This window comes from Corynebacterium atrinae (genome assembly GCF_030408455.1).
In the GTDB taxonomy this organism is placed as follows: Bacteria; Actinomycetota; Actinomycetes; order Mycobacteriales; family Mycobacteriaceae; genus Corynebacterium; species Corynebacterium atrinae.
Map to the genome: position 1 here is coordinate 1,457,057 of NZ_CP046977.1, position 23,414 is coordinate 1,480,470.

At 61.8% G+C, this 23,414-nt stretch carries 24 protein-coding genes; 8 read left to right on the plus strand and 16 right to left on the minus strand.

All coding sequences use genetic code 11. The annotated features are described in order from the left end of the window. Positions 1-13 precede the first annotated feature (13 nt). From CATRI_RS07145 to CATRI_RS07160, 4 genes are read left to right on the plus strand one after another with little or no spacing between them, the layout of a single operon-like run. Complete coding sequence (locus CATRI_RS07145) at positions 14-739, plus strand: hypothetical protein (RefSeq protein ID WP_290216122.1); 726 nt, start codon at positions 14-16, stop codon at positions 737-739. A gap of 52 nt (positions 740-791) precedes the next feature. After that, entirely contained in the window at positions 792-1,919 is a 1,128-nt protein-coding gene (locus CATRI_RS07150; protein WP_290216126.1) for an LLM class flavin-dependent oxidoreductase, read from the plus strand. After that, positions 1,919-2,554, plus strand: coding sequence for an FMN reductase (locus CATRI_RS07155; protein WP_290216128.1), 636 nt, complete (start codon positions 1,919-1,921; stop codon positions 2,552-2,554). Before CATRI_RS07150 ends, CATRI_RS07155 begins: the two co-directional genes overlap by 1 nt. 26 nt (positions 2,555-2,580) lie before the next feature. Continuing rightward, positions 2,581-3,936: an L-serine ammonia-lyase gene (locus CATRI_RS07160; protein WP_290216130.1), complete on the plus strand. Its 1,356-nt coding sequence runs from the start codon at positions 2,581-2,583 to the stop codon at positions 3,934-3,936. On the opposite strand, the gene hisS is transcribed toward CATRI_RS07160, so the two are convergent. Genes hisS through tpx form a run of 3 tightly spaced genes read right to left on the minus strand, consistent with a single transcriptional unit; the run spans position 3,933 to position 6,395 of the window. Continuing rightward, positions 3,933-5,219 carry a histidine--tRNA ligase gene (gene hisS, locus CATRI_RS07165; RefSeq protein ID WP_290216133.1) on the minus strand — a complete coding sequence of 429 codons (1,287 nt, stop codon included), beginning with the start codon at positions 5,217-5,219 and terminating at the stop codon, positions 3,933-3,935. The genes CATRI_RS07160 and hisS overlap by 4 nt on opposite strands. A 21-nt stretch (positions 5,220-5,240) precedes the next feature. Then, entirely contained in the window at positions 5,241-5,879 is a 639-nt protein-coding gene (locus CATRI_RS07170) for an MBL fold metallo-hydrolase (protein ID WP_290216134.1), read from the minus strand. An 18-nt stretch (positions 5,880-5,897) separates the two neighbouring features. Continuing rightward, on the minus strand, positions 5,898-6,395 hold the full coding sequence (tpx, locus tag CATRI_RS07175) for a thiol peroxidase (protein WP_290216136.1): 498 nt from the start codon (positions 6,393-6,395) through the stop codon (positions 5,898-5,900). Positions 6,396-6,489: 94 nt separating this feature from the next. Between tpx and CATRI_RS07180 the strand changes: the two genes are divergently transcribed. The 3 genes from CATRI_RS07180 (at position 6,490) to CATRI_RS07190 (ending at position 9,300) form a co-directional block, all read left to right on the plus strand. After that, positions 6,490-7,335 carry a peptidylprolyl isomerase gene (locus CATRI_RS07180; RefSeq protein ID WP_290216138.1) on the plus strand — a complete coding sequence of 282 codons (846 nt, stop codon included), beginning with the start codon at positions 6,490-6,492 and terminating at the stop codon, positions 7,333-7,335. Between the two features lie 222 nt (positions 7,336-7,557). After that, positions 7,558-7,863, plus strand: a complete 306-nt coding sequence (locus tag CATRI_RS07185; protein WP_290216140.1) for a hypothetical protein — start codon at positions 7,558-7,560, stop codon at positions 7,861-7,863. A 177-nt stretch (positions 7,864-8,040) separates the two neighbouring features. After that, positions 8,041-9,300 carry an HNH endonuclease signature motif containing protein gene (locus CATRI_RS07190; protein WP_290216142.1) on the plus strand — a complete coding sequence of 420 codons (1,260 nt, stop codon included), beginning with the start codon at positions 8,041-8,043 and terminating at the stop codon, positions 9,298-9,300. 18 nt (positions 9,301-9,318) lie between these two features. Here the strand turns inward: CATRI_RS07190 and CATRI_RS07195 are convergent, their stop codons facing one another. The 12 genes from CATRI_RS07195 to CATRI_RS07250 form a co-directional block, all read right to left on the minus strand. Then, the gene (locus CATRI_RS07195) at positions 9,319-9,864 is read right to left on the minus strand and encodes a DUF421 domain-containing protein (RefSeq protein ID WP_290216144.1); all 546 of its coding nucleotides are present in this window, start codon (positions 9,862-9,864) and stop codon (positions 9,319-9,321) included. A 24-nt stretch (positions 9,865-9,888) separates the two neighbouring features. Next, a complete protein-coding gene (locus tag CATRI_RS07200; RefSeq protein WP_290216145.1) occupies positions 9,889-12,177 on the minus strand; it encodes a RelA/SpoT family protein in 2,289 nt (762 codons plus the stop codon). After that, positions 12,174-12,722, minus strand: coding sequence for an adenine phosphoribosyltransferase (locus tag CATRI_RS07205; protein ID WP_290216147.1), 549 nt, complete (start codon positions 12,720-12,722; stop codon positions 12,174-12,176). Before CATRI_RS07205 ends, CATRI_RS07200 begins: the two co-directional genes overlap by 4 nt. 1 nt (position 12,723) lies before the next feature. Next, positions 12,724-14,349: a periplasmic substrate-binding domain-containing protein gene (locus tag CATRI_RS07210; RefSeq protein ID WP_290216149.1), complete on the minus strand. Its 1,626-nt coding sequence runs from the start codon at positions 14,347-14,349 to the stop codon at positions 12,724-12,726. 58 nt (positions 14,350-14,407) lie between these two features. Beyond that, positions 14,408-15,529, minus strand: a complete 1,122-nt coding sequence (gene secF / locus CATRI_RS07215) for a protein translocase subunit SecF (protein ID WP_290216151.1) — start codon at positions 15,527-15,529, stop codon at positions 14,408-14,410. After that, on the minus strand, positions 15,530-17,335 hold the full coding sequence (secD, locus tag CATRI_RS07220; RefSeq protein WP_290216153.1) for a protein translocase subunit SecD: 1,806 nt from the start codon (positions 17,333-17,335) through the stop codon (positions 15,530-15,532). It abuts the gene before it with no gap. A gap of 154 nt (positions 17,336-17,489) precedes the next feature. Further along, the gene (yajC, locus tag CATRI_RS07225; protein WP_290216156.1) at positions 17,490-17,813 is read right to left on the minus strand and encodes a preprotein translocase subunit YajC; all 324 of its coding nucleotides are present in this window, start codon (positions 17,811-17,813) and stop codon (positions 17,490-17,492) included. Between the two features lie 34 nt (positions 17,814-17,847). Next, entirely contained in the window at positions 17,848-18,912 is a 1,065-nt protein-coding gene (ruvB, locus tag CATRI_RS07230) for a Holliday junction branch migration DNA helicase RuvB (protein WP_290216158.1), read from the minus strand. Positions 18,913-18,928: 16 nt separating this feature from the next. Further along, complete coding sequence (ruvA, locus tag CATRI_RS07235; RefSeq protein WP_290216159.1) at positions 18,929-19,537, minus strand: Holliday junction branch migration protein RuvA; 609 nt, start codon at positions 19,535-19,537, stop codon at positions 18,929-18,931. Further along, on the minus strand, positions 19,534-20,076 hold the full coding sequence (ruvC, locus tag CATRI_RS07240) for a crossover junction endodeoxyribonuclease RuvC (RefSeq protein WP_290216160.1): 543 nt from the start codon (positions 20,074-20,076) through the stop codon (positions 19,534-19,536). The genes ruvA and ruvC overlap by 4 nt, the downstream gene beginning before the upstream one ends. A 74-nt stretch (positions 20,077-20,150) precedes the next feature. Beyond that, a complete protein-coding gene (locus tag CATRI_RS07245; RefSeq protein ID WP_290216161.1) occupies positions 20,151-20,903 on the minus strand; it encodes a YebC/PmpR family DNA-binding transcriptional regulator in 753 nt (250 codons plus the stop codon). A gap of 117 nt (positions 20,904-21,020) precedes the next feature. Further along, positions 21,021-21,881 (minus strand): acyl-CoA thioesterase, encoded by an 861-nt coding sequence (locus CATRI_RS07250; protein WP_290216162.1) that lies wholly within the window; start codon positions 21,879-21,881, stop codon positions 21,021-21,023. 94 nt (positions 21,882-21,975) lie between these two features. Between CATRI_RS07250 and CATRI_RS07255 the strand changes: the two genes are divergently transcribed. Beyond that, positions 21,976-22,443 (plus strand): DUF3817 domain-containing protein, encoded by a 468-nt coding sequence (locus CATRI_RS07255; protein WP_290216163.1) that lies wholly within the window; start codon positions 21,976-21,978, stop codon positions 22,441-22,443. Positions 22,444-22,454: 11 nt separating this feature from the next. Here the strand turns inward: CATRI_RS07255 and pdxS are convergent, their stop codons facing one another. After that, a complete protein-coding gene (gene pdxS, locus CATRI_RS07260; protein WP_290216164.1) occupies positions 22,455-23,318 on the minus strand; it encodes a pyridoxal 5'-phosphate synthase lyase subunit PdxS in 864 nt (287 codons plus the stop codon). Positions 23,319-23,414 lie beyond the last annotated feature (96 nt).

The window sequence follows — 23,414 nt, forward strand, 5'->3', positions numbered from 1 at the left end:
CTAGTCTGAGGGTGTGACTGAGAATCGGGCAATCGCGTTTCTAGCTGCTTTCAATGCTATTGAGACCCACCTGCGAGAGGTGCTGGACGCCAAGAAATCCGACAGCTTCCGGTGGATGGTGGACCAGGCGAAGCGGCAACACCTGGTATCGGAGCAACAGGCGAACGACCTCAAGGAGTTTGCGGAGCTGCGCAATGCGATTAGTCACGGCCAGTACACCGATGACTTTCGGCCCATCGCGGAGCCGTTGCCAGAGACCGTCTCAGCGATTGAGCGCATTCGGGATGTGCTGCGGGATCCGCCGACTGCGCTGGGAGTCCTCGGCCACCATGAGGTCCAGGTTTTCGCTCCGGGCGATGACATCCGGCAGGTGCTGCGCGTGGTGCGGGCGACGACGATCAGCCAGTTCCCGATCTACGAGCAGCAGCGTTACGTTGATTTGTTGACCACGAACACAATCGCCCGGTGGGTGGCGGCGGACTTGGACGACAACGAACATCTCGACGCGCGCACGGTCGCGGAGGTTCTGCGTTTTGCTGAAGGTAGTGATCGAGCGGTATTTCTCCCCCGGTCGGTCACAGCGCAGGAGGCTTGCGACGCCCTGACCACTCCGACGAAGGACGGTACGCTCCCTCGCGCTGCGCTGATCACCGAACATGGGAAGGCTCATCAGCGCCCCTTACGCATCATTGGTGGCGCTGACCTCGCGTTATTACTGGATGCGGCGAATGGGGAATAGATCAGAAGAACAGTTGTTGACATGACATATAGATCAGACTAAGGAGCATGACATGCAATTCGGCATCTTCAGCATCGGTGACGTCACCGCCGACCCCACCAATGGCACTAAGCCCACCGAGGGTGAGCGCATCGAGGCCATGACCCAAATCGCCCTCAAGGCCGAGGAAGTCGGGCTCGACGTTTTCGCCACCGGCGAACACCACAACCCGCCCTTCGTGCCGTCCTCCCCGACGACGCACCTGGCCTACATCGCTGCGCAGACCAAGAACCTGCTGCTGTCTACCTCCACGACGCTGATCACCACCAACGACCCGGTCAAGATCGCCGAGGACTACGCCTTCCTCCAGCACCTGGCCGGCGGGCGCGTCGACCTCATGATGGGCCGTGGCAACACCGGCCCGGTCTACCCCTGGTTTGGCAAGGACATTCGGCAGGGCATCCCACTGGCCGTGGAAAACTACCACCTCCTGCGCCGCCTGTGGCGCGAGCCAGTAGTCAACTGGCAGGGCCAGTTCCGCACCCCGCTCCAGGGCTACACCTCCACCCCGGCCCCGCTCGACGGCGTGCCTCCGTTCGTCTGGCACGGCTCGATCCGCTCCACGGAGATCGCCGAACAGGCCGCTTTCTACGGCGACGGCTTCTTCCACAACAACATCTTCTGGAACAAAGAGCACACCGCCAAGATGGTGAACCTGTACCGCCGCCGCTTTGAGCACTACGGCCACGGCCAGGCGGACCAGGCTATCGTTGGCCTCGGCGGCCAGATCTTCATCGGCGACACCGAAGCAGACGCCAAGAAGAAGTTCCGACCCTATTTCGATAACGCCCCGGTGTACGGCCATGGCCCGTCCCTCGAGGAGTTCGAAGCCATGACCCCGTTAACCGTCGGTACCGCCGAGCAGGTCATCGACCGCACCATGCAGTTCGCCGATTGGGTGGGCGACTACCAGCGCCAGCTGTTCCTCGTCGACCATGCCGGACTGCCCCTGGAGATGGTCCTGGAGCAGATTGAACTCCTTGGCACCGAGGTTGTTCCGGAGCTGCGCCGCCGCATGGAGACCCGCCGCCCCGAGCATGTCCCGTCCAACCCCCCGACCCACGCCTCGCTGAAGGCCAATCCAGATTCCCCCCACTTTAAGGTCCGCCCGGTGGAGGACTCTGCAGAAGAGGAAGCATAATGCGCACGCTCTCCGTCATCACCGCTGGCTTATCGACGCCGTCGTCGACCCGCCAAGTCGCCGACTCCATCTCCGCGGCGGTCACCGCCGCGGTCTCCGCCCGCGGAGAATCGCTCAACGTCGAGGTCATAGAGCTGCGCGACCTGGTCAACGACCTGGGCAAGTCCTTGAGCACCGGCATATCCACCCCGGAGCTCGACGAGGTCAAGACCAAGGTCTCCGCCTCCGACGGGCTCGTGGTAGTCACCCCGGTGTTTAAGGCCAGCTATTCCGGCTTTTTCAAGACCTTCTTCGACGTGCTCGACCAGGATTCCCTCAATGGCATGCCTGTCATCATCGCGGCTACCGCCGGCTCCTCCCGCCACCAGTTGGTGCTGGACTACGCGCTTAGACCTCTGATGACCTACATGAGAGCCTTCGTCGTGCCGACCGGCGTGTTCGTCGCTACCGACGACTTCGGCTCGGAAGAAGGCCAGGGTCTAGACTCCCGCATTAGCCGCGCCGCCGGGGAACTCGCCGACCAGATCGTCAACACCGCCAGCGTCGGTGGAGTGACCGCCCGCCGCACCGGCGTCTCGCCCGACGAGAACGTGCCCAGCTTCGCTTCCCTGCTCAAGGGGCACGACGGCGTCTAGCCTCTGCTGTTTGTAAGCTAGGACACATGACGCTCAGTGTCGTGGATCTGTTCAGCATCGGTATTGGCCCCTCCTCCTCCCACACGGTCGGCCCCATGCGGGCCGCCGTCGCCTGGGTGGAGGAACAAGGCGGCCTCCCCGATCACGTGGACATCATTCTCTACGGCTCCCTGGCCGCCACCGGCGCTGGTCATGGCACCGACCGGGCCGTCCTACTCGGACTGGCAGGCTGGACACCCACGACTGTTCCGGCTGATGTGGAGCCTCCGCTCGGCACCGCCATTCCTGCCGCGGGCCGGATCAATGAGTCAAGCACCTACCAGTTGAGCTTCGACCCCGTCCCCGTCGGCGAGCACCCCAACTGCCTCTCCTTCAACGGCGACCGGTACTTCTCCGTCGGCGGCGGCTTCATTCTTTCCCAAGCCGAGTTCGACGCCCGCGCCTTCACCGCCCTGCCATCCGGTGCGGCCACCGCAGCCCCAGACGCCAGCGACATACCCTTCCCCTTTTCGAGCGGCGCCGAGCTGCTCGCCCACTGCGCCCGGGAGAACCTCTCCATTGCCCAACTTATGGAACGCAATGAGACGGCACTACGTCCCTGCGGAAGCATGAATGACCACCTAGACAACGTGTGGATGATCATGCGCCAATGCGTCACCGCCGGGATCTCCACGCCAGGAATGCTGCCCGGCGGCCTCGGCGTCGTGCGGCGCGCCCCGGGCCTCTACGCCCAACTGCTCGACCAAACCGACGGACATTACGGCGGCGGCCTTGGCGCCATCGAATGGGTCAACCTCTACGCCCTCGCGGTCAACGAGGAAAACGCTGCGGGCGGGCGCATAGTTACGGCCCCCACCAACGGGGCCGCCGGTATCATCCCCGCGGTGATGCACTACGCGCGCGACTTCCTCGGCGAATTCACCGCCACGCAGGCCCGCGAGTTTCTCCTCGTTGCCGGGGCGATCGGGATCATCATCAAGGAAAACGCCTCCATCTCGGGCGCGGAGGTGGGTTGCCAAGGTGAGGTCGGTTCGGCGTCGGCGATGGCGGCGGCCGGACTCTGCGCCATCCTTGGCGGATCAGCCGCTCAAATCGAAAACGCCGCCGAGATCGCCCTCGAACACAACCTCGGTCTGACGTGCGACCCCGTCGGCGGACTGGTGCAGATCCCCTGCATCGAACGCAATGCCATCGGCGCGGTCAAGTCCATCAACGCCGCTCGCTTGGCCCGACTGGGCAATGGCACCAACCGGGTCACCTTGGACGAGGTCGTGGCCACCATGGCGGAGACTGGCCGCGACATGATGACCAAATACAAAGAAACGTCCACGGGCGGCCTCGCAGTAACACTCGGCCTGCCCGTGAACATCACGGAGTGCTAGCTCAAACGGCGAGCGATTTCCTCGACGGCCCCTTCCAGAGAAATGCCGTCTTGGGCGTGCGCGCCGAGATCCTTGAGTTGGACCTCCCCGGCGGCAAGCTCGGATTCACCGAGCACAAGGGCGAAGCGAGCTCCGGCCCGGTCCGCGCCCTTCATGGCCCCCTTGAGTCCACGGTCACCATAGGCCATGTCGGCGGAAATTCCGGCGGCACGCAGCTGGTTGATCAGCACCGCCATCCGCTGCTTAGCTTCCGCTCCTAGCGCCACGCCGTAGACATCGACACGGCGCTGGGAACCTTCCACCTCAATGCCTTCGGCCGCCAATGCCAGGATCGCGCGATCAACGCCGAGGCCGTAGCCAATGCCGGACAGGTCCTGGCCACCCAGCTGCGCCATGAGGCCGTCGTAGCGCCCGCCGCCGCCGATTCCGGACTGCGCACCGAGGCCATCGTGGACGAACTCGAAACATGTCTTTGTGTAGTAGTCCAGCCCGCGGACCATGCGCGGGTTGATGACATAGGGCACCGCCATGTCGTCGAGCAGGCCCGTGACCACCTCGAAGTGCTCGCGCGACTCCTTCGAAAGGTGGTCGAGCATAAGGGGAGCATCGGCGGTCATCTCCTGGACCTCCGCGCGCTTATCATCAAGCACCCGCAAGGGGTTGATCTCCGCGCGGTGGCGAGTCTCCTCATCCAGCGGCAGCGTGTACAGGAATTCCTGCAGCTTCTGGCGGTAGGCCGGGCGGCAGGTGCTATCGCCCAGGCTGGTCAGCTCCAGGCGGAATTCCCGCAGTCCGAGGGCACGGAAGGAACGATCAGCCAGGGCTACGACCTCGGCGTCGAGGGCGGGGTCATCGATACCAATCGCTTCGACACCGACCTGCTGCAATTGGCGGTAGCGTCCGGCCTGGGGGCGCTCATAACGGAAGAACGGTCCCGCGTAGTTCAGTTTGACGGGCAGCTGGCCGCGATCGAGATTGTGCTCGATGACCGCGCGCATGACACCCGCGGTGCCCTCCGGACGGAGAGTGACGGAACGCTCGCCGCGGTCGGCAAAGGAGTACATCTCCTTGCTCACCACATCGGTGGACTCGCCAACACCGCGCGCGAACAGCGCAGTGTCCTCGAAGATCGGCAGCTCAATGTGCTGGAAACCCGCCAGGTGCGCCTGGTGCACGAGGGTATCGCGCACGAATTGGAACACCGGGGATGCCGGAGGAACATAGTCCGGAACGCCCTTCGGCGCGGACAGGGCCTGGAACTTAGCTGCCTTTTTCTCGCTCACGAGGTTTAAGAGTACCTGCCGCTACCCGATACCACGGAGGAAGGGGTTGCTCGTGCGCTCCGCGCGCATCGACGTCAACGGACCATGCCCCGGCAGCAGCTGCAGCCGATCCGCCAACCCCCACACCGGCCCGGCAAGGCTCGCGTCCATCGCCGCTGGATCCGAATGCGGCAGGTCGGTACGCCCAATGGAACCCTGAAACAGGACATCCCCGGTGAAGGCAAAGGCGTCAGCCACGATGAGCACGCTGCCGGGCGAATGCCCGGGAGCGTGCAGAACCTGCGTATCGACGCCCGCGAGGGTCAACGTCTGCCCGTCCCGCAGCATCCGCAAGTCGGCGATGGGGGTCATATGCGCGGCGTCGAAAAGCACCTGTGACTGCGGTGACACCCCTTCACCCGCCTCCAACATGAAGGCATCCTCCGAATGGATATAAACGGGAACGGTGAAGCGTTTGGCCAGATCACCCGCATCGCGGGTGTGATCGATGTGTCCGTGGGTGAGCACGATGGCCTCGAGGTCCACCCCATGCTCCTCGAGCAGATCAATGACCCGGTCATGGGTGTGCATGCCCGGGTCAATGACCACGGCGGACGTCTCGTCCGCAAGGAGGTAAGTATTGGTCTGGTAGGGACCACCGGCGAATCCGAGAAGCTGCATGCTCCCGGATTCTAGTGCTTAGGCCAGAGCGGCGACAGCGGCGTCGTAATCCGGCTCATCGGTGATTTCATCGACGAGCTGGGTGTAGATGACGTTGCCATTCTCATCTGCGATGATGACGGCGCGGGCCAGCAAGCCCTTAAGCGGCGAACCCTCCAGCGTCAGACCAAAGTCCTCGCCAAAAGAGGAACGGAAGGCGGAAGCGGTGACGACATTGTCGATACCTTCGGCGGCACAGAAACGGCCGTGCGCGAAAGGCAAATCCTGCGACACCCCAAGCACGACGGTGTTGTCCAGGGACGCCGCGAGCTTGTTGAACTCGCGGACCGACTGCGCACACACGCCGGTATCAATCGACGGGAAGATATTGAGAACAAGGCGCTTTCCCGCAAAATCACCATTGGTGACTTCGTTAAGGGAGGAGCCGACCAGATCGAAAGCAGGCAGCTGATCGCCGACCTGCGGGAGGTTGCCGGATGTCGAGGTCTCAGAGTTTTGGAAAGTTACGTTAGCCATGCCACAAGAGTAGAGGTGTTCTGGGTCTCGTGCCACGGGCGCTAGACTGACGCCTCAAGACCTTTTCGTCGACCAACCAGAGGAAGTTTCTACGGTGACTAATCAGAATCGCGGCGAGGAAGCCCTCGCCAAGCTCGACCGCGAAATCAAATCGCGTGACCGCGCTGAAAAATCCAAGCCTCTTAAAGTAAGCCTGGCGGCAGCCGCCGTCATCCTCGCCCTGGTTGGTGGCATTTGGTACCTAGCCACCCAAAGCGACGATGAAGAGGTCACCGCCTCCGAGTCCACCGCCCCTACCACCGCCGAGGCTCCCGAAATGGAACCCCTCGCCATGGTGCGCACCACTCCCCTGGCGGACACCGTGACCTGCGCCTACGAACCAGCCGGTGATGCCTCTCGCGAGGTGAGCACCCCCGCGACCGAGAACGTCCCCGCCACGGGCACCGTCAACATCACCTTGGCCACCAACAAGGGCGACATCGGCATGGAACTCGACCGCACCGTCTCCCCGTGCACCGTGAACGCCGTCGAGCACCTCGTTGAACAGGGCTACTACAACGACACCGTCTGCCACCGCCTCACCACCTCCGGCATCCACGTCCTCCAGTGCGGCGATCCCTCCGGCACCGGCGCTGGTGGCCCCGGCTTCCAATTCGCCAACGAATACCCCACCGACGAAGTCGACGGCGCAGCCACCTCCCCGGTGATCTACCCCCGCGGCTCCATCGCCATGGCCAACGCCGGCGCCGGAACCAACGGCTCTCAGTTCTTCCTTAACTACCTCGACTCCCCACTGGCCCCCGACTACACCTACTTCGGCCAGATCTCCGAAAGCGGCCTCAAGGTTCTCGACGACATCGCCGGAGTCGGCGTCGCCAATGGTGCAGCTGACGGAGCCCCCGCAGAGGAAGTTCGCATCACCTCCGCCAACGTCGGATAGTTGTCCCGGCAAAAACATAAGCGATTACCCCCGCAATGGTGTAACCAATCTTTCTCGATATCGAGTTATGAAGGGTTTTTTGTAGCACAGGTCACAGCAGAAGGGCTGTGACCTGCATATACCCACAGCCAATCCAATGGTTGATATCAAACTGTTGCAAACTTGCAGGTGGCACGTTAAAGTTCAACCGTCCGAGTACTACCTTTCCCGAAGGAAAAATTCATGAAGCTTACTTCTCGCAAGGCCCTGGTTGCCGCTGCTACCGCCCTCGCCCTGACCACCTCCGGCATGTCCGCTCCGGCCTTCGCCGCGAGTGACTCATCCCTTCCCGCCCTCTCTTCAAACTCGAAGGAGACGACCGGTGGCGATGACACGACCGGTGGCGATGACACGACTGGTGGCGAGACCAATGGCTCTTCTTTCGACAAGGCTAGTGCCGATCAGTGGAAGGCCTGGATCGGCCTCTTCACCGCCATCATCGGCGCCCTGTCTGCTGGCTTCGCCTTCGTGCAGAAGTTCATCAAGTAGTCACGCAGTAGCAGTAGCTACCAGCTAAGCTTCAGCCGCCTCCCCATTCGGGGAGGCGGCTTTTTGCATGTGTGCACACCCACGCAATCCTTCGAAAGTTTTTTCGCCCAATCATTGCGCACATCGACTATGTGTTCTATCATTAGAACATCAGAACGATTTTTGGGAGGGGGAATCATGGATCTTCACGAGAGCTTGCTCAAGTATGAGCGCCACCGGATGCTCGATCCAATCAATTACTTCGCAGTCAGTTCGATCCATGATCCGATCTCGATCCTGGGCACGCGAATGCGGCGCGAAGATTACTTCTTGTGGCAGTCCGCGCTCCCCAGTGATGATGAGGATATTGAGATTGTTCTCGCCCGTCTACGCAAGCTATTAGGCCGGGGAGATCAGTACCTCATGTCCGCGATTAACGCTCATTATCGGCTAAGAGAACTTCCGCAACTACATGACCTCCAGCAATGCTGGTTTCACCTCGATCTGGAGCGGTTGAAGGCCATCGACAGTGTCTTGTGCAAGGCAGACATCTCGGTCGACGAGCACTTGGGCTTCATTGACTCGGCGCTAACAGAGTTTCTCATGCCGTCCCGACCAAACCAGATCCTCCCTTCCGCGGGCAAGATCAAGAACCGTCTCAACGCAATCATCACTATGTTGGATGAGTCGATCAGTGAGAACGATCCGGCCCCATCTCCAACCGATAGCTTCGGCGTTAGTTACTACGAGGATAGGGGCGTGATCAGGGCAGATCTTGATGCCGTCAGCGCCCACGAGATTGAGCTCAGAGTGAGGAAGTACGCCCAGACTCATGGCGTCAGCCAGACCGAGGCGATGATCGCATTGCTCAAGGGAGAAGGCACAACAAATGTCACCATCAATCTCTTCAAGGCCAGCGATATCCCACAGGCTCCAGGGTGGGTATCCGGGATAGGGTATCTCAGCGCGACGGCCACAAGACAGCTGCTCGAGCGGGGTACCAAACAGGTTGATATCGATGCCATCAGGGACAAGGTCTCTTCCGCGTATGCCACGCCGCCGGATATCCGCTCCATGGTTGTCGGATTGGAGGGGACGTGTGCGATGGGCGGATGCAGTAGTCCTGCACACCACGCGCAGATGGATCACAGGATTAACTTCGCGGAGGGCGGTCCCACCACTGCGGCTAACCTTGCTCCGCTGTGTGTGAAGCACCATACGATGAAGACCGATCGTCGGATGACGTACGTCATGGACTCGCACACCCGACACAAGTTCTTCCTTTTCGAAGACGGAACTTGGGCCGAGGCTGAGGCTAATGGGCCGCTGGCAGATAGCGAGCGGCGATGGATGCAGACGGTAACTCAACGAATTGAGAAACGTAGGGCGAGGATCAGAGCCCAGTCCAAAGCAGAAAAGGCCGGTCCCCCACCGGAACCCGAGCCACCACCGTTCTAACAAGCCATATCGGCAGAACTAGTCCCCAGCCACCAACCGCTCGGCACCCTGGACACTGCGGAGAATTTCTGGCTGAATACTCTGGCCGGTTTGAATGAGGGACAGGGTGCCGGTCGGTTCAAGGAACATGGCCTGAACTTGGTCCAAGGATCCCAATCCAGCTCGACGCACGGCTGTGTAGACGTCTGTTCGGCTGACGTGGGCTTGGCGCATGAGGTCGGGTTGCAGTTCGCCGTGGGCAACGATGAGGACGGCTTGACGGTTGATCATTTTGCCCCAGCCGGTGTAGCGGCGGAGGGTACCGAAGGCGGCTTCGAGAAGCATCAGTGTCAGCAGACCGATGAGACCGGCGGCGAGGGTCGGAGGGTGCCCAAGGATGACGCGCCCACCGACGGCACCAAACATGATGACGACGACGGCGTCGGAAGCAGTCATCGACGTCAGCACCCGGGAGCCGAAGAGCTTCACCAACACCATGAAGCCCAGGTAGATACCCGTGGCGGAGATGACGACGACGGGTATCCGCCAGGGTTCGATGGTCAGTTCAGCAAGCAGCCTATCCACGGTTGTCCACGTTACGCGTTGGCATTAGGAATTGACGCGGTAGACGTCGAATACTCCTTCGGTGTTGCGCAAGGTAGTCAAAAGCTGGCCAAGCTGCTTGGTGTCGGAGACGGTGAAAGTAATTCGAATTGTGGCGATGTGATCGTCGGAGGCCTGGGAGTTCATCGACATCACTGAGAGCTTCTGCTCGCTAAACACGCGGGTGATCTCGTAGAGAAGTCCCTGGCGGTCCAGTGCCTCGACCTGCAGCGTCGCGGCAAATGCTCCACCCTGCACGCTCTGGGATGCCCAGGACACCTGGATGAGGCGCTCTGGTTCTTCCTTGAGCTTGTCGGCATTGGTGCAGTCGGTGCGGTGCACGGAGACTCCCCCGCCGCGGGTAACGAAGCCGAAGATGTCATCGCCGGGGACCGGTTGGCAACACTTTGCCATTTTGGCCATGACATCGGGGCTTCCCTCAACGAGGATGCCGGTGCCAGATTCGGAGTCCGCCGCCTTCGCCTGGGAGCTGATGATCTCCGAGATGGGCGATCGCGCGACGAGGGCGTCGACAGCATCGTCTTGGTCTCCGAAGATGGCCATAAGCTGGTTGGCTACGTGCTGGGCGGAGACATTGCCCGCGCCAATGGCGGTGTAGAGAGCGTCGACGTCTGGGTAATGCAGCTGCGTGGCGACGGTCTTCATCGACTGCGCGGTGAAGAGGCGGTGCAGCGGGAGTCCACCGCGCTGGACTTCGGCGGCGAGAGCATCGCGGCCGGCGTCGAGATGTTCTTCGCGGCGTTCCTTGGCAAACCACTGGCGGATTTTCGCCTTAGCCCGCGGGGAGACCACGAAGTCTTGCCAGTCGCGGGAGGGGCCGGCGTTGGGGTCCTTTGAAGTGAATACTTCGACGCGATCGCCGGACTTGAGCTTAGATTCCAGTGCTACGAGCTTGCCGTTGACCTTGGCGCCGATGCAGCGGTGCCCCACTTCGGTGTGGACGGCGTAAGCAAAGTCGACGGAGGTCGAATCGGCGGGCAGGTTGACCACGTCGCCCTTGGGGGTGAAGACGAAGATTTGCTTGGCGGTGAGGTCATAGCGCAGGGAGTCGAGGAACTCGTTCGGGTCGGCGGCTTCCTTTTGCCAGTCGAGGAGCTGGCGCATCCACGCCATCTGGTCTACTTCTTCACGGTCGCCCTTGTGGGATCCCTTGGTTTCCTTGTAGCGCCAATGCGCGGCGACACCGAATTCGGCGTTGTAGTGCATCTCATTGGTGCGGACCTGGACTTCGAGGGGTTTGCCGCCATCGGCAAGCACGGTGGTGTGAAGGGACTGGTAGACGCCGAAGCGCGGCGAAGAGATGTAGTCCTTGAAGCGGCCGGGCAGAGCCGAGTAGATCGAGTGGACCACGCCAATAGCGGCGTAGCAGTTGTTCACGGTGTCCACGAGGATGCGGATTCCGACTAGGTCGAAGATCTCATCGAAGTCACGGCCGCGGACGATCATCTTCTGATAGATCGACCAATAGTGCTTGGGGCGCCCAGCGACCTCAGCCTCAATGTTGTTTTCCCGGAGGGCGGAAGTTACTTGTTCGATGATCTCCTTGAGGGCCCGGTCCCGGGAGGGAGCGCGGTCGGCGACGAGGCGGACGATTTCGTCGTACTTCTTCGGATAGAGGATCGCGAAGGAGAGGTCTTCGAGCTCCCATTTGACGTTGGCCATGCCCAGGCGATGCGCCAGCGGGGCAATGACTTCGAGGGTCTGGCGGGCCTTTTTAGCTTGCTTCTCCGGCGGGAGGAAACGCATGGTGCGCATGTTGTGCAAGCGGTCGGCCACCTTGATCACGAGGACTCGGGGGTCTTGGGCCATTGCGACAATCATTTTGCGGATCGTCTCTGCCTCAGCGGCTGCGCCAAGGGCGACCTTGTCAAGTTTGGTGACGCCATCAACTAGGCGGGCAACTTCCGAGCCGAATTCCTCGGTGAGCTGTTCCAAACCGTAGTCGGTGTCTTCGACGGTGTCGTGGAGTAGAGCAGCGACGAGGGTGGTCGTGTCCATGCCTATCTCGGCGGCAATGGTGGCCACGGCCAGCGGGTGGGTGATGTACGGATCACCGGATTTGCGGAACACCCCATCGTGGAGGCGCTCGGCGGTTTCGTAGGCGCGGCTGAGCAGCTCGGCATCGGCTTTGGGGTGGAACTGCCGGTGAATGGACAACAGCGGGTCCAGCACCGGGTTGGTGCGACCACGGTTGCCGGTGAGGCTGCGGGCGAGGCGCGCGGACATGCTGCGCACGCCCACATTGGATCGGTTGCGGGGGCGTTCCTGCGTCATGCGTTGATCACCACCAGCGGCGAGCCGGCGAGTTTCTCACGACCCCCTAGCGAAGGAACTTCCAAGACGACAACATAGCCGACGACTATTCCCCCACATTTTTCAATGAGTTTGCGGGCGGCGACGAGTGTGCCACCGGTGGCCAGGACGTCGTCGACAAGCACGACACGCTTGCCGTGGAGATCCTGCCCATCGGCAGGGATCTCCAGGGCCGCGGTGCCGTATTCCAGCTGGTATTCCTGGGAATGAACCGGCGGCGGGAGTTTGCCCTTCTTACGAATGGCAAGGATTCCAACTCCGAGATCGTAGGCGACGGCGGAACCCAGGAGGAAGCCGCGGGCGTCGAGCCCACCAATGATATCGGCGCCGAGTTCGCGGCAGGCGGCGGAGAGTTCGTCAACGACCATGTGGAAAGCGTCGGCGTCGGCAAGCACGGGGGTGAGATCCTCGAAGAGGATGCCCTCAGCTGGGAAATCCTGCACCAATCGAATCTTTTCCGCGAGGGCCTCCTTGGCCGTGGCGTACTTGTTTTCCTGATTCGACACCTTATCGAGCATTGCCGTCCTCACTCACATGCCAGCGGTCCATGTTCCAGCCAATTCCGGCCAGTCCCGTGTACACAACTACGTTACTCACTGTGCGGTCGATCACGAACCTTCGGGGTTGGGCAGACAGCGGGACCGTGGGTACTTCATCCCAGAGATAGTCCTCCGCTGCCCGCAGACCCTCAATCTCCGGTGCGCGAGCGGAGACCGTGCCGTATTCGGCAAGAGGGTCCACCGCCATGAGGACCGCATCAATTGTGCCCTCCGTGACGATCTGCCCGCCCCATTCCGTGGCCTCGCGCCGCGGCATTTCGGCCATCGTCGAACCCTCACCAGAGGCGTCGACCACCGTGATTCCCGCTTGCGCGCAGGAATCCGCAATTGCCTGCACCATCGCAGCTTTACGCTCATCCGGTCCGGGATAGCCAATCCGAATTGTATAGCCGGACAGTAGGCTCGCCTTCGCCAAATCTACGCCGGAGTGACGGTCAATGATGTCCTGCATCTGTGCCGTCACGGGATCGTGGTGCATGACGGTGCGCAGTACCACCGGCGGAACCTCTATGCCGGATACTTGGGAGGACGCCCCGGCCACCGCCGCCTGATCCACACAGGCAGCAAACGCCGCGCGGGAGGTCTTTTGTTGGAAGATCCCCAGCTCGCCGAGCATGAGGGTATCCGTAAGATCGCCGACCTGAGCCTCGATGATGAACTTATTCGTCGGGTCATCCCGATTGACCCAGGTGGGGTTTTCACTTCGGATATCCGCGATCCGCAGCGCCCCGACCTCTGCCAGCTCCGCCGCTTCTGCCGTGCGGGGCCAGACGACCAAGCTGCTTTGGCGAGGACTATCGCCGTAATAGTGGGGGTTGACACCCAAGACGGCCTCGCCTTCCGAGCCGACACTCTCCACAACGAACGGCCCGGAACTGACCTGGAGTTCCGGGTCGAATTCCGACAGGCTGAAACCCTCGCGCCAAATACGGGCGGGTTCCTGCAACGCCGCGAGATCACGGTTGCGCAGGGCGAGGTGCAGGTCCGTGATACTCATGCCAGCCTTCTTCGCGACGGCATGCGCGGGCATCACCGAACCGGGCCCGAACAGATGGCGCCAGCGCCCACCCCCGTCGTCGCTGAACTCGACGGTAAATCGTTTCATGCCGGGTTCGCACTCCACGTTGCTCACCTGCTTGGTCAGCGGCAGGTGCGAGCCGAAAAGGTCTGGGTTCTGTCCGGCGACGACGTGGAGCAGGAAGTCCGTGCATGTCATCTCCGCGCCGTCGGAGTATTGCGAATTCTCGCTGAGCGTGTAAATGACCTTGCGGTGCACCCCCGGCAACACCTGGGTCTGCACCAGATCGGAGTTGGGGATCATCTGCCCCGACGGCCCCGGCACGAACACAGCCGGGTAGAGGCGTCCTGCGAGGGCCTCCGTGTTGGAGGTAGCGCCCACGGGAGTGCCTGCATTGGTGGTGACCAGCTGGGTATCCACCAGGTAGCCGAAGTGCTCGGTGCTGGATTTCGTGCCAGTGTCATCGCTGTCACCGCCGCTCGAGCAAGCGCTGAGGCCGATGGCCGCGACGGCCAGCACAGCCGTCACAATCGTTTGCCATGATCGTCGTGCCACTCGGGCCCCGCTTCCTTCACCCTGATTCGCAATGATCAAATCATTATAGGCGCAGGGTCTAGCGACGATCGGGCCGCCAGCTCGTTCCGACTGCCGGAGGGGCAGTCGGGCTCGTCACAGTTCGCTTATCGACGTCCGCCTCATCCATGTCAGCGTCCCCCTCACCGTCGGTAATCCCCGCACGGTAATCCGCGACTTCCTTGTTGTGGGCGCGGATGTCCTTGCGGCGATTAGCCAACGAGACCAGGATTGGGGTGGCCAAGAAAATGGAGGAGAAGACACCCTCGATGACGCCAATGAGCTGAATGAGGGCAAGGTCCTTCAGCGTGCCCACGCCCATCATCCACACGGCAACGACCATGAGCGCGATGATCGGCAGAGCCGAGATCACCGAGGTGGAAATGGATCGCATAACGGTCTGGTTGACCGCGAGGTTGGCCTCTTCCGCGTAAGTGCTCCGACGCGAATCGGTCACCCCGGCGGTGTTCTCTCTGACCTTGTCAAAGACGATGACGGTGTCATAGATAGAGAAGGACAAAACCGTGAGGAGACCAATGACAGAGGCCGGGGAAACCTCGAAGCCGAACACGGCGTAGATGCCGGCGATAACGATGCCGTCCACCACGAGGGCGATCATCGCCGCTGCCGCCATTTCCTTCTCTAAGCGCAGCGCGATGTAGAGGAAGGCTAGGGCCAGGAAGACACCCATCGCGATGAGCATCCGCTGGGTAATCGTCGAGCCCCAGGACTCGGACACCGTGGAATCGCCGATCGCGTCCGGGGAGGGCTGGCCTTTGGCGTCGAGCGGCTGGTACTGCTCGTAGATCGCTCCGCGGGCCGAATCGACCTGTTCCGTGGTCAAGCGTTGGGAGTTGATTTCCAGGGTGCGGGCGTCGCCCGAGCCCACGATCTGAGTGATCTCAGGAGTGACACCGGTGGAGTCGATGAACGTCTGCTCGACCTCATCGGTCGTGAGCTCCGCAGCCGGCATATTCATCTTGGTGCCGCCCTCAAAGTCGATGCTGAGATCGAGGCCACGGAAACCGATGGCAGCGATGCTCAAGATCACCAGCGCCGCGGCGATGCGGTACCACAGCTTCGAGCGGCCGATGAAGTCAACGCCACCCTCACCGGTGAAGATCCGGCTGAACGTGCCACGAGAGTTGGTTGTGGTGCTCATCTACTTCTCCTCGTTGGTGGTAATGGCGGTTTCTTTAGCTTCGCGGCGATGGGTTTCTGCCAAGTCGAAAACCTTCCCCATGCCATTGACCGATGGCTTGGCAAAGAAGGGCTTCCGAGCAGCCAACAGCATGAGCGGAGCAGTAATGAGGAACGTGGTCAGCAGGTCGAACACCGTCGTCAGGCCAAGGGTGAAGGCAAAGCCCTTCACCTCGCCGACAGCCAGGAAGTAGATAACCACCGCACCGATAAGCGTGACCATGTTTCCTGTGACAATCGTGCGCTTGGCGCGGTCCCAACCTCGTTGCATGGCGGAACGGAAAGTTCGTCCCTCTCGCACCTCGTCTTTGACGCGCTCGTAGAACACGACGAAGGAGTCTGCGGTCGTGCCGATACCGATGATCAAACCGGCCACGCCTGACAGATCCAGCGAGTAGCCGATCCAACGGCCCAGGAGGATGAGCGATCCGTAGACCAACAGGCCCGCGGTGAACAGCGTAGCCAGGGAAATCAAGCCGAATACCCGGTAGTAGGCGAACACGAAGATGGCCACGAGGACCAGGCCCACCACGCCGGCGATGAGGCCCGCCTGGAGAGATGCCGCACCGAGAGAGGCAGGAACGGACTGGGCGGTGCCACCCGGCTCGCCATCCTCACCCGCGAAGGAGAGCGGGAGGGCGCCGTAGCGCAGGTTGTTCGCTAGGTCCTGCGCCTCCTGCTGCGTGAACTGACCCGTGATCGAAGTTGCCGAACCAAACGGGGTGGCGGACTGAATAACAGGTGCCGAAATGACGCGGGAATCCAGCGTGATGGCGATCTGTCGCTGGAGGTAGGCGTTGGTCAACTGGGCCCAGGTCTCGGAGCCGCTGGGCGTGTCATCGGTCTTGAAAGAGAAGTTGATCTCCATCTGGCCCGTCTGCGGGTTGAATCCACCGAAGATCGGATCATTGGTGTTGATCTCGTTGCCCGTCAACCTTGGGCCGGTGGGGTCTTCCACCCCGGCCAGCAGCGGAGCGGGGTCGAGGAGGTACACCTGGCCGGAAGCGGCCTCGCAGGTGACGAAGGGCAATGCCGGGTCGTCAGTGCCGGAGATGGGGTCCGAGGCGGCGTCACAGCGCAACAGAGTGCTGGCGGCGGCTTGGACTGTGGGGTCAGTCGACTGACGATCCGCCCTCAACTGCTCAGTAACTTGCTGGCGGCGCTCCGTCGCCTCGATGGAGTTGGCAGGCTCCGGCAGCGGCGTGGCCGTGATCTGAGGGGCCTCGATTGCCGCAGTGCCTTCAGCTTGCTGGGTGTTAATGGCGTTGATGAGCACCGAGACGGACTCATCCGCCTGCTCCTTGGTAATGACTCCCAGCTTGACCCACTCGTTAGCCATCTCCCCCAACACGCCCGGGAGGGCTGCAACATCCGGGGCGCCGGGCTGGGCGACCGGACGGAACAACAGTTGCGACGTCTGCCCAACAGCCCGGGCCTCGGAAGTATCCTCACCGGGGACGGTAATCACGAGGGTATTGCCGTCGGTGACCACGCTGGCTCCGGTGACACCCATGCCGTTGACGCGATTCTCCAAGATGACGCGAGCCTGCGAAAGCTGCTCCTGGCTCGGCTCATCGCCCTGCGGAACAAGAGTGACTCGGGTACCACCCTGCAGGTCAATGCCAAGTTTCGGGGTAGCTTGCCTGTCGCCCGTAAAAAAGACGAGGGCATAGACGACAGCGAGAATAAGGACGAAAAGCGCAATAGCGCGCTTCGGCCACGTCCTCTGACTACTGCCGCTGGAGGCGAGTCGGGATGATGCGGACAATGAGGTAACTCCTCTGGGAACAAGCACCACCCTCGACCGCGCGCGGGCGAGCCGGGGTGGCAAGTATTGAGACAGCATGGACCGCCAAAGCGGATGTACAGCTCATCATGCTACGTCATGGACGGATACCGGAGTATCGGCGACAAGCCTCCGATTAGCGGTTCTCGGGGTGCTCCTCAGTTTCCTCGAAAACGGTGACGTCTTCGACGGGAGCAACTTCCACCTCTTCTACCACGCGCATGATGCCAATGCGGTCCATCGTCAGCTCGACGCCCGGGGACACCTCCAGCGTCACGATGTCACCCTCCACCGCAACGACGGTGCCGTGAATACCGGCGACGTTAACCACGCGATCACCGGCCTTTACGCGGGACTGCAAATCCTGCACGGCAGCCTGGCGACGGCGCTGCGTGCGCATCATGAAGAAAGAAGGAAGGAGGAAAACGGCCAACAGAAGGACAAGGAGTAGTGGTTCCATGGTCCCCTAGTGTGCCAGACAGCGGAGCGGACCATCAATGCAGGCCCAGGGTTCCTTCCGGCGGCACCAACCCTAAGTGACGCCATGCCGAGGCCGTGGCCACGCGGCCGCGCCCAGTGCGAGCCACCAGTCCAGCGCGCACGAGGTAAGGCTCACACACCTCCTCGACGGTCGAGGCCTCCTCCCCCACAGCTACAGCGAGGGTATTGACCCCAACCGGCCCCCCACCGTGGCCCTTGATGAGGGCGGTGAGGACAGCCCGGTCGAGACGATCCAGGCCCACTTCATCCACGTCAAAGACTTGCAGAGCACCTTGGGCCGCGGCAAGGTTGACGTGTCCATCGGCGTTGACCTCAGCAAAGTCCCGGACTCGACGCAGAAGCCGGTTAGCGATGCGAGGAGTGCCCCGAGAGCGTGAAGCAATCTCTACCGAGGCATCCGGGTCGATGGTGAGGTCGAGTATCTTCGCCGCGCGCGTGACCACGCGGGTCAAGTCGGTGACGTCATAGAATTCCATCTGGGCGGTAAACCCAAATCGATCGCGCAGCGGACCGGTGAGCATGCCTGAACGGGTGGTGGCGCCGACAAGCGTAAACGGGGGAATCTCCAAGGGGATGGACGTGGCTCCGGGGCCCTTTCCCACGATCACGTCGATCCGGAAGTCCTCCATCGCCATGTAGAGCATTTCCTCGGCTGGCCGGGCGATGCGGTGAATCTCATCGATAAAGAGGACGTCTCCCTCCATGAGATTCGATAGCATCGCGGCGAGGTCACCTGCGCGTTCCAAGGCTGGTCCCGAAGTCATCCGCAGGTTTGTGTTGAGTTCTTGGGCAATAATCATCGCCATCGTTGTTTTACCCAGCCCGGGCGGCCCGGACAAGAGCACGTGATCCGGAGTAACGCCGCGTCGTTTGGCTCCGGTGAGCACGAGAGAAAGCTGGTCGCGGACCTTGCGCTGTCCGATGAACTCATCGAGACTTCGGGGGCGCAGGGTGGTCTCCGCATCCTGTTCTCCGTCTTGTTGCTGCGGAGCCACTGTTTGGCGCGGCGGCATCACAGACGCGGGCAGTTCGAACTCAGTACGCTCAATATCCGACATTAGCTAGCTCACTCCCCTACTTGCGTCCGAGTTGGGAAAGAGCGGCCCGCAAGGCGGCGGCGGTGCCCAGGTCCGGGTTATCGGCCAGCAAACCTTCCACGACCGGTTGGGCGACTCGGTCGCTAAAGCCCAAACCAACGAGGGCTTCCGACACCTGGGTGGCTACTGCCTCTGCTGAAGATGGAAGCACCACCTGCACACCTTCGTCTGCCACTGTGGGGGCAAAGGCTGCAACTTTGTCCTTGAGCTCCAGGACTAGGCGTTCAGCCATCCGCTTGCCCACCCCGGGAATCCGCTGCAGTGCCTTGGAATCGCCACCCCCAATGGCTTGAGAAATTTCACCCGCGTTCATCACAGACAACGAGGCGACTGCCAGGCGCGGGCCCAGGCCGGTGACCGTCTGCAGCAAGTGGAACATCGAGCGATCTTCATCAGCAGTAAAGCCATACAGCGTCAGCGAGTCTTCCTTGACTGCCAAATACGTCAGCACCATCTGCTCTTCCCCCCGGCGCAAACTGGCCAAGGTGGATGGAGTGGCTTCCACCCGGTATCCGACACCGGAGCATTCGATAACGGCGTGGTCGAGGCCGAGTGAAAGGACGCGGCCGCGCAGAGAGGCGATCATGGGCGATTTCCTTGCTGGGGAACGGAGGTCAACGCAGCCTGACGGGCCAGAAGTGGGGCGCGCCAGCAGTGGCAGACGGCCAATGCAAGGGCATCGGCAGCGTCGGCTGGCTTCGGTGGCTCGCTTAGCCCCAAGATCCGGGTGATCATGATGGTCATCTGCTTCTTGTCGGCGCGGCCATTGCCTGAGATGGCTTTCTTCACCTCGGACGGGGTGTACATGTGCACGGGAATTCCACGCTGAGCGGCGGATAAGACGAGTACGCCGACCGCATGGGCGGTGTGCATGACGGTGGAGACGTTGCCGCGCTCAAAGATCCTCTCGATGGCGACGACGTCAGGCTGATAGTCATCCATCCATTCATTGACCGAGTTGGACAAGCGCAACAGACGCCCAGTCAGGTCCTCAGCCGCAGGTGTGCGAACAACCCCCACGGCCACGGGGAACACGGCTCGCCCGTGCCCAGCCTGGACGACCGATAGGCCACAACGGGTGAGGCCCGGGTCAATGCCCATGACGCGCAGGCCGTTGAGATCCATGCACCCCACCCTTCCGCTTAGCTCACGTGATGCCTAACCATCTCAAGGTATAGCACACCTGTCCGAAATAGGGGCTAATCATCGAGCTGCGCGATGACCTCGTCGGACAACTCCATGTTGGTGTAGACGTTTTGAACGTCATCGGAATCCTCGAGGGCGTCGATCAGCCGAAGGACCTTCTTCGCATCATCCAATTCCAGGGGAACCTGCACCGAAGCGCGGAAATCCTGATCCGTGTCGTCGACCTCAATGCCAGCGTCCTCGAGGGCGGCCTTGACAGCGGCGATATCGGTCGGCGCGCAGACGACCTCGAACTTCTCGCCCAAGTCCACCACCTCTTCTGCACCGGCATCGAGGACGGCCATGAGGACATCGTCCTCAGCCAACTCGCCCTTGGCCACGAAAACCAAGCCGGTACGGGTGAACATGTACGCCACCGAGCCGGACTCGCCCAGGTTGCCGTTGTTACGGTTCATCGCTGTGCGAACCTCAGTGGCTGCACGGTTGCGGTTATCGGTCAAACACTCGATGAGCATGGCCACGCCGTTGGGGCCATAGCCTTCGTAGGTGATGTTTTCCCAATCCGCACCGCCAGCCTCTTCGCCGGAGCCCCGCTTGCGGGCGCGCTCGATGTTGTCGTTGGGCACCGAGGCCTTCTTGGCCTTCTTAATCATGTCATCGAGCGTCGGGTTAGCAGCAGGGTCGCCGCCTCCCTGCCGGGCCGCCACCTCGATGTTCTTGATCATCTTGGCGAACTCCTTGCCGCGCTTGGCGTCGTTCGCAGCCTTCTTGTGTTTGGTGGTTGCCCACTTGGAATGGCCTGACATCTGCTCACTACCTTTCTAAACTTGCGCCATCATTCGACCCTCAACCCGCCTTCAACGGCAGGGAGCACGGTGACGTCGTTGATGTTGTGACTCGCTCCACTATACGCAGCGTGCCGCCTAGCTTTCGGGACGACGCAGTGGGATGGACTCAGCGCCGTCGCGAAGCGTGCGGGTGAGTCCCTCTTGAGTGACCATCGCCACCAGATTGCCTGCCCGATCAAAGATCCGGCCGTGGGTCAACGCTCGTCCCGCCGAGGCCGACGGTGACACCTGGTCGTAGAGCAACCACTCGTCCGTGCGAAAGGGTCGGAGGAACCACATGGCGTGGTCGAGGCTCGCCATTTGCACCCGGTGTCCGGGATGTGGGACCAGGGAGGAATGCAACAGGGTCATGTCCGACATGTAAGCCAGGGTGCACACGTGGAAAGTGTCATCGTCAGGCAGCGGGCGCTTCGAGCGGAACCACACCACCTGCTGACTTGGGGTGTATTTGTTGTGCTCATAGCTCTCACTCGGGACGACCCGAATGTCCCAATCGCCCCACTCATCGAGTAGTGCGCGGGAGCTATGCGGAGCTGCACCGCTCAGCGGCTCCAATTCCTCGGGCCCGGGAACATCCCGCATGATGTCTGAGTGCTCAGGGCCGATGTCGCCGCGCTGGTGAAAGCTGGCTTGCATGGAGAAGATCGTCTCTCCGTCCTGGACCGCCCGGACCTGGCGGGAGGAGAAGGAGCGGCCATCACGAATGCGATCGACGAGGAACACGGTGGGTACGGAGGACTTGCCGGGGGCGACGAAGTAGCCGTGCAGGGAGTGGACGTCTTTGACCTCAGCGTCGATAGTTTCGGTGGCCGCCACGAGGGCTTGGGCCGCGACCTGGCCTCCGAAGGTTCGGGCCAGCGTGGACTTCACGGCGGGGCCGCGAAAAATGTCTCGGTCGATCTTCTCCAAGCTAAGGATGTATTCAATGTCACTCACGGCGGGGCGGTCTCCTTCTCCGGTCACCTAGTCCACAGTTCAGCAGCCGAGTCTACGCGGGGTGCCAAGCCACCACCCAGTAGCATGAGAGCACATGACACCGATGAAGCTCCACCGAATTGCCGCCGCTACCGAGATGGTCACCTGGACAGTCCTCATTCTCGGAATGATCCTCAAGTACAGCGGAACGACCGAAGCGGTGATGCCTTTTGCCGGTGGGATTCACGGTTTCGGCTTCCTCTGTTTCGTGGCCATCACCGTGTTGCTGTGGGTGAATAATCGTTGGAGCTTCGGCCAAGGTATTGCTGGTCTGGCCGTGTCTATCGTGCCGTGGGCTGCCTGGCCTTATTCACTGTGGGCCGAACGCCGGGGCTTGCTCGATGGCAGCTGGCGATTCCAGGATCCCGCGGCGCAGCCGCATTCGCTGCCGGACAAGATCTTGGCCCAGTTCGTGCGTCACCCGCTGCGCTCGGGGCTGGTCCTGCTCGTCGTCGTGGCCATCGTGTTCAGCCTCTTGCTGGCGATGGGCCAGCCCTACGATCCCGAGGCGATCGCGGGCTAGCAACCTCAGGACTACCAGCCGCGCTCAGCCAGGCGGTGGGAAACCGGAAGATCATCGACATTGATGCCCACCATGGCGTCGCCAAGCCCGGCGGACACCCGGGCGATGACCTCGGGATTGTCGTAGTTGTTCACAGCCTCGACGATTGCGGCGGCACGCTTGACGGGATCGCCGGACTTGAAGATGCCGGAGCCGACGAAGACGCCGTCGGCGCCCAGCTGTCGCATCATGGCGGCGTCGGCCGGGGTGGCCACGCCACCGGCAGTAAACAGCGGGACGGGAAGGCGTCCGTCGCGCGCGACAGAAACGACGAGGTCGTAAGGCGCCTGCAGCTCCTTGGCGGCCACGAAGAGCTCGTCTTCGGGCAAGGTGGTCAGCCGGGCGATCTCCGCGCGGATGGTGCGCATGTGGGTGACGGCGTTGGACACATCGCCCGTGCCGGCCTCGCCCTTGGAGCGGATCATCGCGGCGCCCTCATTGATGCGGCGCAGCGCTTCGCCGAGGTTGGTGGAGCCGCACACGAAGGGGGTGCGAAATGCCCGTTTGTCGATGTGGTGGGCGTAGTCAGCGGGCGTGAGCACCTCGGACTCGTCAATGAAATCCACGCCCAGCGCTTCAAGCACCTGAGCCTCCACGAAGTGTCCGATGCGAGCCTTGGCCATCACGGGGATATCGACGGCCGCGATGATGCCGTTGATCATGTCGGGGTCGGACATCCGCGACACCCCACCCTCCGCACGGATGTCGGCCGGAACGCGCTCCAAGGCCATGACGGCGACGGCTCCAGCATCGGCGGCAATGCGCGCCTGCTCGGGGTTGACAACGTCCATGATGACGCCACCGGCGAATTGATCCACGGATGTGAAATTGCTCATCTACACCTGCTCCTTCGAATGATCTCAGTAACTACTCCAAGAACTCTAGGTGGCGCGGGGCCCTTATGGTGAGGGGGACGCGGCTTTCTATTCGTG